The organism is Phyllobacterium sp. 21LDTY02-6 (assembly GCF_023554255.2).
Taxonomy (GTDB): domain Bacteria; phylum Pseudomonadota; class Alphaproteobacteria; order Rhizobiales; family Rhizobiaceae; genus Phyllobacterium.
The window spans coordinates 1086975-1099668 of record NZ_JAMJWD020000001.1 but is presented as its reverse complement, the minus strand read 5'-3'; the positions used below and the strand labels follow the sequence as shown (position 1 = coordinate 1099668).

12 protein-coding genes, 1 tRNA gene and 1 pseudogene are annotated in these 12694 nt (G+C 60.9%); 3 read left to right on the top strand and 11 right to left on the bottom strand.

Annotated elements, in window-relative coordinates; genetic code table 11:
- Positions 1-107 precede the first annotated feature (107 nt).
- The 10 genes and pseudogenes from M8997_RS05300 to M8997_RS05255 form a co-directional block, all read right to left on the bottom strand.
- The gene (locus M8997_RS05300; RefSeq protein ID WP_250018753.1) at positions 108-578 is read right to left on the bottom strand and encodes a YbaK/EbsC family protein; all 471 of its coding nucleotides are present in this window, start codon (positions 576-578) and stop codon (positions 108-110) included.
- The gene (locus M8997_RS05295; RefSeq protein ID WP_250018754.1) at positions 575-1384 is read right to left on the bottom strand and encodes an MBL fold metallo-hydrolase; all 810 of its coding nucleotides are present in this window, start codon (positions 1382-1384) and stop codon (positions 575-577) included. The genes M8997_RS05300 and M8997_RS05295 overlap by 4 nt, the downstream gene beginning before the upstream one ends.
- Complete coding sequence (locus M8997_RS05290; protein WP_250018755.1) at positions 1377-2165, bottom strand: TatD family hydrolase; 789 nt, start codon at positions 2163-2165, stop codon at positions 1377-1379. The genes M8997_RS05295 and M8997_RS05290 overlap by 8 nt, the downstream gene beginning before the upstream one ends.
- 2 nt (positions 2166-2167) lie before the next feature.
- Positions 2168-3715 carry a methionine--tRNA ligase gene (gene metG / locus M8997_RS05285; RefSeq protein WP_250018756.1) on the bottom strand — a complete coding sequence of 516 codons (1548 nt, stop codon included), beginning with the start codon at positions 3713-3715 and terminating at the stop codon, positions 2168-2170.
- Positions 3716-3814: 99 nt separating this feature from the next.
- Entirely contained in the window at positions 3815-4864 is a 1050-nt protein-coding gene (locus M8997_RS05280; protein WP_250018757.1) for a DNA polymerase III subunit delta', read from the bottom strand.
- A complete protein-coding gene (gene tmk, locus M8997_RS05275) occupies positions 4861-5529 on the bottom strand; it encodes a dTMP kinase (RefSeq protein WP_250018758.1) in 669 nt (222 codons plus the stop codon). The genes M8997_RS05280 and tmk overlap by 4 nt, the downstream gene beginning before the upstream one ends.
- Before the next feature lie 93 nt (positions 5530-5622).
- Complete coding sequence (locus M8997_RS05270) at positions 5623-6825, bottom strand: D-alanyl-D-alanine carboxypeptidase family protein (protein ID WP_250018759.1); 1203 nt, start codon at positions 6823-6825, stop codon at positions 5623-5625.
- Between the two features lie 621 nt (positions 6826-7446).
- Positions 7447-8071, bottom strand: a pseudogene (locus M8997_RS22230) (septal ring lytic transglycosylase RlpA family protein); the annotation flags it as partial.
- Positions 8072-8326: 255 nt separating this feature from the next.
- Positions 8327-8551: a Flp family type IVb pilin gene (locus M8997_RS05260; RefSeq protein WP_250018761.1), complete on the bottom strand. Its 225-nt coding sequence runs from the start codon at positions 8549-8551 to the stop codon at positions 8327-8329.
- 179 nt (positions 8552-8730) lie between these two features.
- Positions 8731-9534 carry a DUF3658 domain-containing protein gene (locus M8997_RS05255; RefSeq protein ID WP_250018762.1) on the bottom strand — a complete coding sequence of 268 codons (804 nt, stop codon included), beginning with the start codon at positions 9532-9534 and terminating at the stop codon, positions 8731-8733.
- 1231 nt (positions 9535-10765) lie between these two features.
- Between M8997_RS05255 and M8997_RS05250 the strand changes: the two genes are divergently transcribed.
- Positions 10766-10855: transfer RNA gene (locus tag M8997_RS05250), tRNA-Ser, on the top strand.
- Between the two features lie 131 nt (positions 10856-10986).
- Here the strand turns inward: M8997_RS05250 and M8997_RS05245 are convergent.
- Positions 10987-11409 carry a YidB family protein gene (locus tag M8997_RS05245; RefSeq protein WP_323748418.1) on the bottom strand — a complete coding sequence of 141 codons (423 nt, stop codon included), beginning with the start codon at positions 11407-11409 and terminating at the stop codon, positions 10987-10989.
- A gap of 195 nt (positions 11410-11604) precedes the next feature.
- On the opposite strand from M8997_RS05245, the gene M8997_RS05240 reads away from it, so the two are divergent.
- Both M8997_RS05240 and M8997_RS05235 read left to right on the top strand, forming a co-directional pair.
- A complete protein-coding gene (locus M8997_RS05240) occupies positions 11605-11862 on the top strand; it encodes a GlsB/YeaQ/YmgE family stress response membrane protein (protein WP_250014348.1) in 258 nt (85 codons plus the stop codon).
- 305 nt (positions 11863-12167) lie between these two features.
- Positions 12168-12680, top strand: coding sequence for a cupin domain-containing protein (locus M8997_RS05235; protein WP_250014420.1), 513 nt, complete (start codon positions 12168-12170; stop codon positions 12678-12680).
- Positions 12681-12694: the final 14 nt, after the last annotated feature.

The following is a 12694-nucleotide window of genomic DNA, read 5'->3' as shown; positions in this document are numbered from 1 at the left end:
CCACGGAGGAGATGCAAGTCGCACTTGAAAATAGAATGTGCCCCGTCGGGCATCAAAGTCGCATAAGACAGATTATGGAACCAACGGGCATGGCGCGAATGCCGTACTCAGCCGGTTATATCGGCGATACGCGCCTTTGCCGCCTTCGCCAAAGCCCGAGGCTCGCACGGAAAAACGAAGTTCACGCCACCTGCCGCCGCCCAGACGACGTCATACTGCATCAATGTCTCATCCGCATAAGCGTCGATCTCGATCTGATGGCCCAGCGGTGAAACGCCGCCAATGGCGAAGCCCGTCTGCTTGCGCACGAACTTCGGATCGGCCCTGTGCAATTCCTCGCCGATCAGCGCCGCAGCTTTGGCCGGATCGAGCCTGCGTGGACCGGATATCAGGAACAGGTAGAGTTTGCCGCTCGTGCTGCCCTGGAACACAAGCGACTTGACGATCTGGCCGACCGTCACGCCGCACTGTATGGCGGCGTCCTCGGCCGTATGGGTCGAGTCCGGCATCTGGCGGATCTCTATGTCGAGGCCTGCCGACCGGGCAGCCTGCCGTACGCGCTCGACGCTCTTGCTCACAGTTCGACCTCGAATGCCAGCCCGTCAAAGGCCGGCTCCACATGCTCCGGCGTGTCGCGCATGACAGTTCCATAATCCAGGGGAATGTGCATATGGGTCAGGATGGCTCGACGCGGCTTGAGCTTCTCGATCCATGTCATTGTTTCATCGATGGAAAAATGGCTTGGATGCGTACGGTATTGAAGCGCGTCGATGATCAGGACATCGAGATCGCCAAGCTGGTTGACCGTCGTGTCGGGAAACTCGCTGACGTCGGAACAATAAGCCACATCGCCGATCCTGAACCCCAGCGACAGGATATCGCCATGCACCTGCGGCAAAGGCAGGAAGCGGATCGGCCCGCCGGGGCCGGTAATTTCGAAGGCCTCGTGGTGGACGATCTCGTGCGGGCGAAGGATCGGCGGATAGCTGGAACCGGCCGGCGTCCTGAAACAATAGGCAAAGCCCTCGACCAGCCGCCGCTGGGTCGTTGCGTCCGCATAGATGTCCATCAGGTCGCGGCGATCGATGACGAAGGTGCGCAGGTCGTCAAGCCCGTGTATATGGTCGGCATGGGCGTGCGTATAGACCACCGCATCCAGCCGTCCATGGCCGAAATTGATCATCTGCGTGCGAAAATCCGGGCCGGTATCGATGATGACGGTGGTGGTCGCGCCGCCGGCTGCGATCCTTTCGACAAGCATGGAAGCCCGCATGCGCCGGTTCTTCGGCTCCGCCGGATCGCAATTGCCCCAATCGCCATTCAGGCGTGGAACGCCGGGCGACGATCCACAGCCGAGAATGGTGAAGCGCATGCGATCAGGCATCGGCAGGCCTTGGCATCTTGGTGAACAGGCGGAAGAAATTGTCGGTGGTTATCCGCGCGATCTCTTCGTCGCTGACGCCGATCGTCTCGGCCAGGACAGCTGCCGTATGGCGGACGAAACTCGGCTCGTTGCGTTTGCCCCGATGCGGCGCGGGCGCCAGATAAGGCGCGTCCGTCTCTACCAGCAGCCGCTCGCGCGGCACCGTGCGGGCGATGTCGCGGATCTCGGCCGAGTTCTTGAACGTCAATATTCCCGAGAAGGAGATATATCCGCCCAGCTCCACGCCGACACGCGCCAGTTCGGGACCGGACGAGAAGCAATGGAGGATGAAAGGGAAGGCCCCCTTCCCCATCTCTTCGCGCAGGATGGAAATCATGTCCTCATCGGCGCTGCGGGCGTGGATGACGAGCGGAAGCTGCGTCAGCCGCGCGGCGGCGACATGGTTTCGCAGCCCCTCGGCCTGCGCCGCGGGCGGCGCATAGTCGTAATGATAGTCGAGACCAGCCTCGCCTATGGCTACGACTTTCGGATGTTCAGCCAGCCGGACGAGTTCGTCCGCCGTGACATCCAGCTCTTCATGCGCATTGTTCGGATGCGTTCCGACCGATGCGTAGACGCTGTCATAGGCTTCGGCGATCTCGAGGATCGATGCAAACCGCCGGACCCGCGTCGAAATCGTGACGAGGCGCTTGATGCCCTGGTCCAGGGCGCGCTGCACGATCGCATCGCGTTCCTCGGCGAAGTCGGCGAAATCCAGATGGCAGTGACTGTCGACTAGCATGGTCAATTCGACTTATCGGCCTCTACGTAGCGCGGGAAAACCGGCTGGGGTGGCGGCAGGTCCGTCCCCACGACGAGCGCACCCGCGTCTCCAATATCCGAGAAATTGCGCTTGTCCGGCGCAACGGCGAGGATGTCCAGCAGCTTGGCCGCGGAACCCGGGATGAAGGGCTGGCTCATGATCGCGACGCGGCGGATGACCTCGGCCGTCACATAAAGCACGGTCTCCATGCGCGCCGGATCGGTCTTCTTGAGCGCCCAGGGTTCCTGCGCGGCGAAATAGCGATTGGCTTCCGCCACGACCGCGAAGATCGCCGCCAGCGCCTGGTGCAATGCCTGTGTCGCCACCGCCTTGCGCGCCGTATCGAGCGCCGCCACGGCCTGTCCGAGGATAGCCTGGTCGGCCGCTGTCAGCTCGCCGCGCTGCGGCACCTTCGCCTCGCAGTTCTTGGCGATCATCGACAGCGAGCGCTGCGCCAGATTGCCGAGATCATTGGCCAGATCGGCATTGGTGCGATTGACGATAGCCTCATGGCTGTAATTGCCGTCCTGGCCGAACGGAATTTCGCGCAGCAGGAAATAGCGCAGCTGGTCGAGGCCGTAATGTTCCACCAGGGCCGCCGGATCGATGACATTGCCGACCGATTTCGACATTTTCTCGCCGCGGTTGAACACGAAGCCATGGCCGAAAATGCGCTTCGGCAGCTCGATCCTGGCCGAAAGCAGGAAAGCCGGCCAGTACACCGCATGGAAACGGATGATGTCCTTGCCAATGACGTGAACGTCGCACGGCCAGAAGCGCCAGCGTTCCGCGCTTTCGTCCGGATAGCCGATGCCAGTCAGATAATTGGTCAGCGCATCGACCCACACATACATGACGTGCTTTTCGTCGCCCGGCACCGGCACGCCCCAGTCGAAGGTCGTGCGCGATATCGAAAGGTCCTTCAGGCCGGATTTGACGAAGGAAACGATTTCATTGCGCCGCTCGTCAGGGCCGATGAACTCCGGATTGCCTTCATAGAGCGCAAGCAGGCGGTCCTGATAGGCCGACAGCCGGAAGAAATAGCTTTCTTCCTCGAGCCATTCCACCGGAGCACCGGTCGGGGCATAGCGAACGCCGTCGCGCAGCTCCGTCTCATCCTCCTGGAAATAGGCTTCGTCGCGGACGGAGTACCATCCGGCATAGGAATCCTTGTAGATGTCGCCGGCGGCTTCCATCCGCTTCCAGATCGCCTGGCACGCCTTGTAGTGACGCTCTTCGGTGGTGCGGATGTAATCGTCGAAGGACGCATTCAGAAGCGTGCCCATCTCACGGAAAAGCTTGGCGTTTCGATCTGCAAGCTCGCGAACCGGAATACCCTCCTTGCGCGCCGTCTGCAGCATCTTGATGCCGTGTTCGTCGGTGCCGCTCAGAAACATCACATCCTTGCCATCGTGCCGGTTGAAGCGGGCAATGGCGTCCGTCGCTATGACCTCATAGGCATGGCCGATATGGGGGCTGCCATTGGGATAGGCGATCGCAGTCGAGGTGTAGAATGTTTCGCGGCTCATCGTGTGTGATTTCGTCTTTGTTGGACAATCGGGGAAATGGTCAGGCTGACATAACCCAACTTGGGTGGGAATGCCATAGCGGCGCGGTCCATGGAAGGGCTATGACTGCGCGCCGTGCATTCGCTCCAGAAATATGAGCACTGTCTGCTTGCGGTCAAGGTTGAAGGCCGCGGCCTCGTCGGCCTCTGCCTGCATTTCCTGCCACAGCTGCGACCAGCGATTGGCCTGCGCAAGGTCGCCCTGCTCCGCCGCAAGGCGCGCCCTGTTGCTCAGGCGGGCGAAAATGTCTTCGAGGAAGAGTTCGTACTGGATCTCCGAATCGCGCCCGGACAGGACACCGGCCAGCGCCTGCGCCTTCGGCACGTCGAACCGGCCCGAACCGATGATCTCCTCGGTTGCCCGCGCGATTTCCAGCCCGCCGAATGCCAGCAGCAAGGCGGCTTTCCTGACGCTGCCATTGGCCTGCGCCACAAGCCCATCCATCTGCGCGGCGTCGACGTCGAGGCTGATGGCCGCAAGCGCTGCCGGAAGCTCCTGCTGCGACAATGGATCGAGGCGCACCGACTGGCAGCGCGAGCGGATCGTCGGCAATAGCCGGCCGGAGGAATGCGACACCAGAATGAACAGGGTTTTCTTAGGTGGTTCCTCAAGCGTCTTCAACAAGGCATTGGCAGCATTGCGATTCATGTCGTCAGCCGGATCGACGATGACGATCCGCCACGCGCCGTCATGCGCCGTGCGGTTGAGGAAATGCGTGACGCGGCGAACTTCGTCTATGGTGATGGCGGTCTTGAACTTGCCGGTCTTCGCGTCGACCGGCCGCGTGATGTGCAGCACCGAGGGATGCGTGCCGGTGGCGATCTGCCGATAGGGCGCAACGCTGAAATCCGGCTGCGCCAGCACCAGCGGCGCCTCGCCGGCGCGCGCGTGTTTCAACATATGGCCGGCAAGGTGGAAGGCGAGCGTCGCCTTGCCGATGCCCTGGGGCCCTTCGAGCAGCAGCGCGTGATGCAGCTGGCCGCTCTGGTACGATCTTGCCAGGAAGGATGCCGCGCCCGCATGGCCGACAAGCGCCGGATTGGCGGAGGGCGCAACGATGCCATCAATGGAATCATGGTTCAGCGGAACCTCGAGCTCGACTTCGCTCATAGCGCCACCTCCTTGTTGACCGCCGGGCCGCCGGCCGCCTGCTCGAGCCCGTCCACCAGCGCGGCGATCTCGCTCGCGATCTCATCCACGGGACGGTCGGCCGGCACCACCTTGCAGCGCCCGGGCTCCATCCTGGCGATATCGAGATAGGCCTCCCTGCGCCTGACATGCAGGTCCAGCGTTTCCTTCTCGAATCGATCGGCGGCGCCCTCCCCGCGTCTTTTGTTGGCGCGTTGCAATCCGGCTTCGGCGGGAAGGTCCAGTATGACCGTGAGGTCCGGCATAAGCCCGTTGATCGCGGCGTTTTCCACTGCGCGCATCAGCCTCGGATCGAGGTTGCCGGTAACGCCCTGGTAGACCCGGCTGGAATCTATGTAGCGATCGCAGAGGACGACCTTGCCGGCTGCCAGCGCGGGACGAATGACCTGTTCGACGTGATCGTTGCGGGCGGCGGCGAACAGCAACGCCTCCATCGCCGGACCGAACGATTCGACCGCGCCGCTCAGAATGACATGGCGCGCCGCCTCCGCCCCGGGCGTGCCGCCGGGTTCGCGGGTGACCACGACTGTCCGCCCCCGCTCGCGCAGATGCGTGGCAAGCAGGCCGATCTGGGTGGATTTACCCGCGCCCTCGCCGCCCTCGAAGGTTATGAACAAACCGCGCACGCCTGCCTTCTTCCGGTAATCGTCTATCGTCATTGAGTGGCATGTTTAGCCTCAGCGAGGGCAAAGGTCGAGGCAAATGCACATCGGCACGGATCAGAATCGCAGCCGGCGCATCCAGCCGGTCGTCAGCTCGACGACAGCATCGAGCGCCTTCTTTTTCAGCCCCGCCGATTCCACCGGCTGCGCGGTATAGACCGGCGTTTCCTGCACAAGGGCCTCGCCCATCCAGATTTTCAGCGTACCGACCGGCTGGTCTGCGGCGAGCGGCGCGATCAAGGGCCCGTTATAGACGATATGGGCCTTGAGGCGGTCGCGCCTGGCCACCGGCACGAGCAGGCTCACCTTGTCATGCGCCTTCAGCGGCACGCTCGAGACCACGCCGCCATAGACGCTGGCTTCGCCGACGGTTTCGTCCTTGGCGAAAATATCGAGTTCGTCGAAGGCGCCATAGGCCCACTCGAAGATGCGCCGCGCCTCGTCCGCCCGCTCTTTGTCGCTCGCCAGCCCGCTGAGGGCCGCCACATAGCGCCGACCTTCATGTTCGGTCATGCCGACGATCCCGTAGCCGGACTGTTCCGTATAGCCGGTGCCCATACCGTCCGCGCCGATGCTCAGCCTGAGAAGCGGATTGCGGTTGCGCTGGAAAATATTGTTCCAGGTGAAGCTTTCCTGCGCATAAAGGCGGTATTGATCGGGATATTCCCGCCTTATATGCCGCGCCAGCGTCACGAGATCGGTGAGCGAAACCCGCTGCGCAGGATCGGGCAGGCCGGTGGAATTGACGAAATTCGAGTGCTGGAGGCCGATCTCCTTCGCTCTTGCATTCATCAATTCGGCGAACTTGGCCTCCGAGCCGGCGATTCCCTCGGCAAGGACGATGCAGCCATCATTGGCCGATTGCACGATGACGCCCTGAATGAGGTCGCCGACGGCGACCGAGGATTTCAGCTTGGCGAACATGGTGGAGCCGCCCGACGGGGCGCCGCCGGTCCGCCAGGCATTCTCGGAAACCGGATATTGCGTCGATGGCTGGATCCGGCCCTGCTTCAATTCATGGAACACGACTTCCATGGTCATGAGCTTGGCGAGCGCGGCCGGCTCGATGAGCGCATCGGGTGTCTTGGAGTAGAGAACCGTCCCCGTCCGGTCCTCGATCATCAAGGCGTGCTTGGCCTTGCTCTCGAACAGAGTATCCTGCGTTTGCGCATAGGCTTGTGAAACCAGAGAGAGCCCGACGAACAGCAGCGGCAGCAGGCGATGCGCGAACGGACGGGTCCTGCCCTCTTCACCTGTCATCGCGCACGACAAAGGCATCTTCCGCACCGGCGTTCCAGGCAGCACGGAGCAAGGCATCATTGCCGGCCGCATCCCTGGCCCTGGCCACGAGCGCGGTCCGCATGCCTTGCGGGCTTGCCACCTCCGACAGGCTGACATTGCCAAGACCCTGCAACAGTTTCGACAATCGAAGCGCCTCGGCCCGATCCTCGAACAGGCCGAGATCCACATATTCGCCTTCCGGCGCCGGCAGGTTCGACAGGCGCGCAAGGCGCTTCCAGGTAGCGGATTCGACAGCGGGGTCGATGGCGGGGTCTATGGCAGCTTCGAGCGCGGCGCTGGCCGAATTGGCGGCGGCAATCCGCTCGTCCGCATAGGAACTGACCAGAGCCGAAGCGCGGCGCTGCTCCTTGTATGTACCGATCATGATCGCCGGCTTGTCGGCAACAAAGGGGCCGATCAGCGGCAGGACCGGATCGGCGTCGGTGAAATTGAGACCGCTGCTGTCGACCGCCGGCTGCGACTGCGCCGTGCCTGCAAGACTGCTTGCCTGGTAATCCAGCGAAGGCGCCGCCGCGTCGAGGCTGGCGACCTGCACGCCCGCTGCGGGCTGCGGCGCCATTCCGGGAATGGCAACCGCCGCCTTGCTCGTCGGCGTAGCGCCGTTCATGGCGATCATGACTCCCGATGCCGGCTGGCCATAGGGATCGCCGGCGCCGGGGCCGCGATAGGAAGCCATGAGGAAGCTTTCATCCGCGCCGTCCAGCGGCGCACGCCCCACATATTCGACTTTCACATCGGCGGTGCCCGTATGCTGGTAGTCCAGCATCGACGCCGCCCGCTGCGAGAGGTCGATCACCCGATTGCCATGATAGGGCCCGCGATCATTGACCCGCACGACGACCGAACTGCCATTCGCCATGTTGGTGACGCGCGCATAGCTCGGCAGCGGCATGGTCGGATGCGCCGCCGTCAGATGATTGGTATCGTAGACCTCGCCATTGGCCGTCAGCCGGCCGTGGAAGGCCGCGCCATACCAGGACGCCTTGCCCTTGCGCACATAGCCCGGCTCTTCCTTGGGATAATACCACCTGCCCGCCACCTGATAGGGCTTGCCGACCTGATAGCGGCCGCCGCCACGCGGGATTTTCCGCCCCTCGCCCACGATTCTGGGACTGGCCTTCACGCCATATTTCGATTCGGCGAAATATTCCTTGCCGTGGGATTTCCTGGCGGATTTCGGCTTCGGCGAAGCGCAGGCAGCCATAAGGGCGCCCATTGCCACCACCCCTGCTATTCGAAAAGCTTTGGCTTTCAGCAAACTCAACACGGCGGATGCCGTCCCCACACAAGTCAGACTCGGATACGATAACAGATGGAAACATCTGCGCAAACCCGTGACCGCGGGTTATCAGGCCTATAGATGGCATCGATTGGTTGATGCCGCGTTAACCGCGGCAACGGCCGCCGCGCGCTGGAGCCGGCGTGCCGCGACCATGCCAATCGGCCCTGGAGCCGATATTTACTTGTTCACGCCATTACCGGTTGCGGGGCCGGTTTCAGGGCCGGTTGCGGGCCCGGTTTCAGCACCGGTCGTTCCGGATGTTCCGAACGTGCTCGATATATTGTCGCCGAGCGACGAGATGGCGGTGATGATGCCGACGGAAATGAGGGCTGCGATCAGGCCATATTCGATAGCCGTTGCGCCCGATTCGTCCTTCAGAAAACGCCCGAAGAGATTTTTCATCTGATTGCCTGCCTGTCAGTTGTTTTGGGTCTTGTTGAATTGCCCCGAACATAAGGCGACGCGAATTGCGGGCTTCTTAATTGTAATGGTTAGCAAAAGCTCTCTGAAATAACTGGATAATTTTCGCTTGTGAACTTGCTTAAAATGCGGATCAAACTGGAACGATCGCCGGCTGCACTCTAATCCTCAGCCTTGCGTATATTGAAGCTTCGAATGGAGCGGTCGACCTGGTCCGCCTCGATCCGTCCGGCAGCGATCAGATGGCGCAGCCGCGATATGACCAGGAGATCGCCGAGGCCATTGCGCGGATCGCATCGCGACATGACGTCTCCGACGACGCGCGCGGCGCGTGTCCATTCGGGCGGAGAACATTCAACAATGAATTCGTCATGCGCAGAAATGTCCTTGAACTCCAGTCGTCCTTGCGCGTCGACCTCCCGGCGCATTTCCGGTCTTCGTGCGATGGCCTCATATTGATTGGCCAGCACGCGCACCTGTGCCGCCTCGATCGGTGTCGTGCTTGAAACAAAGCCGACGAGCGCCTCCGGTGGATGCACCGACACGGAATGATGGTCCTCGCGGGCTGGCACATGAACCTGCGCCAGTTGCACGCCAGCGTCGCCCAGCCAGTGACATGCCATGCGCAGCAGCACATGATCCGCCCCGCTTCCGCTCGTCCAGATCAAAATGCGGCTGAGCGCGCCGTGACCAAGCCGCCGCACCAGATGCCGCCACGGCGCAAAGGCATCGCCGGGATCGAAGCCATGCTCATCGGAATCGCCGAAGACCCCGTGCAGTTCAGGCTCCCTCGCCCCGGCCGCGAGTGCGTGCCAGAACGCAGCGCGTTCGTGTCCGTCGGTCAGGGGACCGAGCGAGAGGTCATCCCTTATACAGAACGGCTCGCCCGGCAGGCCAAGTTCGAGTGTCGCAACACGAAGGCTTCCGGCGGCGCTCGACGATGCGACGAGATGTATATCATTCATGGCGATCCCCTCCATCGAAGATTGCGCAAGCAACCGACGCTTCTAAAATGACAATTGCCAATGTTCCTGTTTCTCATGCCCAACCTCCTTCATGCAAATCCCAACCTTCTTCATGCCGAGCCTGTCCCGGTTGATTGCAGTGATGTACCGCGTGCTTCGACAGGCTCAGCATGAGGGAAAATTATTGATGGCGGAAGCGGAGGGAGCCATGATTTGAAACCTCACAGAACCACCACCCTGCAAAACTCTACTCTCCCTCATCCTGAGCTTGTCGAAGGGCGCAGCAACGTTTGTGCAGTCTCTTGTTGGAGAGGCTGGATACGGAAAACCCTCACCACGCCCGCGAAAATCGCGTCTGGTCATTGAAATGGGGGGAGACGGGCGGTCTTCAGCGCGTCAGTAGTGGTATCAGGGTCGAGGTCCGAAGACCGCCCGCGACGTCTTTGCCTGCTGTTCCTGCGTTTGTCAGACGCAACAACCCGGAAACGAAGCGCCACCTCCGTTTCCTTCTGCAGTTTGCTGGCCAGTCGGGGTTGTCACTTCCGATCGTCCGGCAACGCCACCCTTTCCCAGCTTGTCGAAACAGCTCCGGAAGCTGCTCCCCCACTGGAAAGGATTTGTGCAGAATACCCCGGCTTCAAACAGGGGGGATAAGTTTTTTTGCGTGCCGGAAGGAAGAATGAGCGAAATCAGTGACTTGCAGGGCTAAATATTTTTTGAGGCCGGAAATCTATCCCACCGCGTGGGCCCGTTGTGCCCCTGTTCACGGCCCGGAAACGAGAGATGGCAATGATGTCCCGCGTGCTTCGACAAGCTCTGCATGAGGGAGGTCGGGGATTTGCAGAAAAGTAGGGAGCCAGAACTGAAGGCCGGGCAGAACTATCCCCTGCCATCCACCCCATCCCCTCATCCTGAGCCCTCATGGTGAGCTAGTCGAACCACGAAGGGCGCAGCAACGTTTGTGCAATCGCTTTTCAGAGCACCGCATCAAAACAGTGCGTGCTTCGTGGTTCGACTAGCTCACCATGAGGGGCTTGGCATGATGGAGGGTGCCACACCATGATGGAGCTTGGCTCAGCATGCGGAACAGGTCAGCCCCATCGCCCCCACCCATATTCGCGGAACAGGTTGACGCTGCAATCCGAACGACTATAAAGGCCGCGAAACCCGCTGGCGGCAACCGCGCGCCGCCATGTCGATCGCCAAGCCGGCCGACAGGTTTTCATGGGTTGGAGGGGTGGCCGAGCGGTTTAAGGCACCGGTCTTGAAAACCGGCGTAGGTGAGAGCCTACCGTGGGTTCGAATCCCACCCCCTCCGCCATATCTATTTGTTTTTATTGTATTTTCGCTGCGCTGCATGAACGAAAAAACCACCCTGCCGAAGCAAGGTGGCCTGATCGTAGTGAAGGGCGAGCAGGTTTCCTGCGTCCTCGCCCGGACTGGTCCGAAAAGTTAAACCTTGGTCCCGAGCAGCGAAGCGACCTCATTCGTCGTCGGAACTTTGCCGTCGGCCGTAAGCTTGTCGACGATACCGGGCAACACCTTCGAAAGCTGGGCAAGCAGTTCTTCCTCGCTGATACCGGTGCGCTTGGAGATTTCGCTGACCGCTGTCTTGCCAAGTGCGGAGCCAAGGTCACCGGGGGCGATGGGTTTGTTTTCACCTGGCTTCACCCAGGAATCCACCGTCTCGCCATGACCGTTCTTGGTGAGGCTTTCGATCAAGCCGCCCAGCCCGCCTAACAGGCCACCATCGCCGGTTGATTGCGTTGGAGCCTCTGGCGCGCTTGCCGTCGGCTCTGGCGCGCTTGCTGTTGGTTCCGGTGCGTTTGCCGCTGGTTCCGCCGATTGCGGCTCGCTGCCGCCGCCGCTGACCATTTTCCCGACGATCAGTGCCCCCAACGCGATCAGCAAGGGCTTTGTGATGTTACCCTCAGGTACTGCATTGTCGAAAATTCCCATAAACGTCGCTCCTTTTGGTGAAACACATGTCAAACTAAGCAACCATAACTTGCATTTGTCCAGTCTATGGGAAAATATGTCTGCATTGTACCGCAAACTCAGAGGTGACCGATGTCTATTCTTAGTTGGATAATCTTGGGACTGGTTGCAGGTTTTATTGGAAGCAAAATTATCAATCGCAGTGGCCAGGGGCTTATTCTGGACATCATTCTTGGAATCGTCGGTGCTGTTGTTGGTGGCGTTATTTTCAGCTTCTTTGGTGCAGCCGGAGTTACCGGCCTGAATATCTATAGTTTGATAGTCGCGATAATCGGCTCGATCGTGGTCCTCTGGCTCTATCACGCAGTCTCGGGTAGACGCTCGGCGTAGAATTTGGCGCCCGCCACCCTGCCCGGCACATTCTGGAATGCTTTTGCTGCCGGGCATGGGATCGGTGGGAGATATGTTCCATCAACTCCGGGCATAGACAACATTCTGCCTGTGGCCGCTGCTGCAAAAAACGTAATTTGAGCGCTGACAGAACGTCAAAGCGGCAGGAAGTTCGAGCGAACGGCCTGCGATCATCATATTGGATCGGACAGGCGCGTTCACCTGGCTGATACCGGCTTCGACGAGCTGGTGCGGACCGCGTGACGAAGCACCCTGCCCGCATCGGCATCATCGAGGATATAGCATTGTCGAAAGATCACGATCACCAGCACCATCATCATGACCACGCACACGATCACGACCATCAGGAGATCGACTGGCGCAACAATGGTGTGAAGGTCATTCCCGGCAACCAGCTCGACCCCAATACGGCCCAGACGCCCGGCATGAACCGCGCGACAGCCATTAACAATGCGCGGGCCGGCGCGGAGAAGATCTGGGCCGGCACGGTGACGATCCATGCCAATGCCAAGACCGGCGCCCATCACCATGGCGATCTCGAAAGCATCATCTACGTCGTAAAGGGCAAGGCGCGCATGCGCTGGGGCAACAACCTCGAATTCACGGCCGAAGCCGGCCCGGGCGATTTCATCTACGTTCCGCCCTATGTGCCGCATCAGGAGATCAATGCAAGCGAAGACGAAACGCTGGAATGCGTGCTCGTTCGCTCCGGCCAGGACCCGGTCGTGGTCAATCTCGATATCGAGCCGGTTGAAAAGCCGGAAGGCGTCCTGTGGAAGGACCCTATCCACAGATAGACGCGGCATTCATG

What these genes read in the sequence shown, in the direction of transcription:
- metG (WP_250018756.1), bottom strand. Translation starts at nt 3,715, where the DNA reads ATGAGCCGCGAAACATTCTACACCTCGACTGCGATCGCCTATCCCAAT.
- M8997_RS05260 (WP_250018761.1), bottom strand. Translation starts at nt 8,551, where the DNA reads ATGAAAAATCTCTTCGGGCGTTTTCTGAAGGACGAATCGGGCGCAACG.
- M8997_RS05290 (WP_250018755.1), bottom strand. Translation starts at nt 2,165, where the DNA reads ATGCTAGTCGACAGTCACTGCCATCTGGATTTCGCCGACTTCGCCGAG.
- M8997_RS05280 (WP_250018757.1), bottom strand. Translation starts at nt 4,864, where the DNA reads ATGAGCGAAGTCGAGCTCGAGGTTCCGCTGAACCATGATTCCATTGAT.
- M8997_RS05295 (WP_250018754.1), bottom strand. Translation starts at nt 1,384, where the DNA reads ATGCCTGATCGCATGCGCTTCACCATTCTCGGCTGTGGATCGTCGCCC.
- M8997_RS05240 (WP_250014348.1), top strand. Translation starts at nt 11,605, where the DNA reads ATGTCTATTCTTAGTTGGATAATCTTGGGACTGGTTGCAGGTTTTATT.
- M8997_RS05255 (WP_250018762.1), bottom strand. Translation starts at nt 9,534, where the DNA reads ATGAATGATATACATCTCGTCGCATCGTCGAGCGCCGCCGGAAGCCTT.
- M8997_RS05270 (WP_250018759.1), bottom strand. Translation starts at nt 6,825, where the DNA reads ATGACAGGTGAAGAGGGCAGGACCCGTCCGTTCGCGCATCGCCTGCTG.
- M8997_RS05245 (WP_323748418.1), bottom strand. Translation starts at nt 11,409, where the DNA reads ATGGTCAGCGGCGGCGGCAGCGAGCCGCAATCGGCGGAACCAGCGGCA.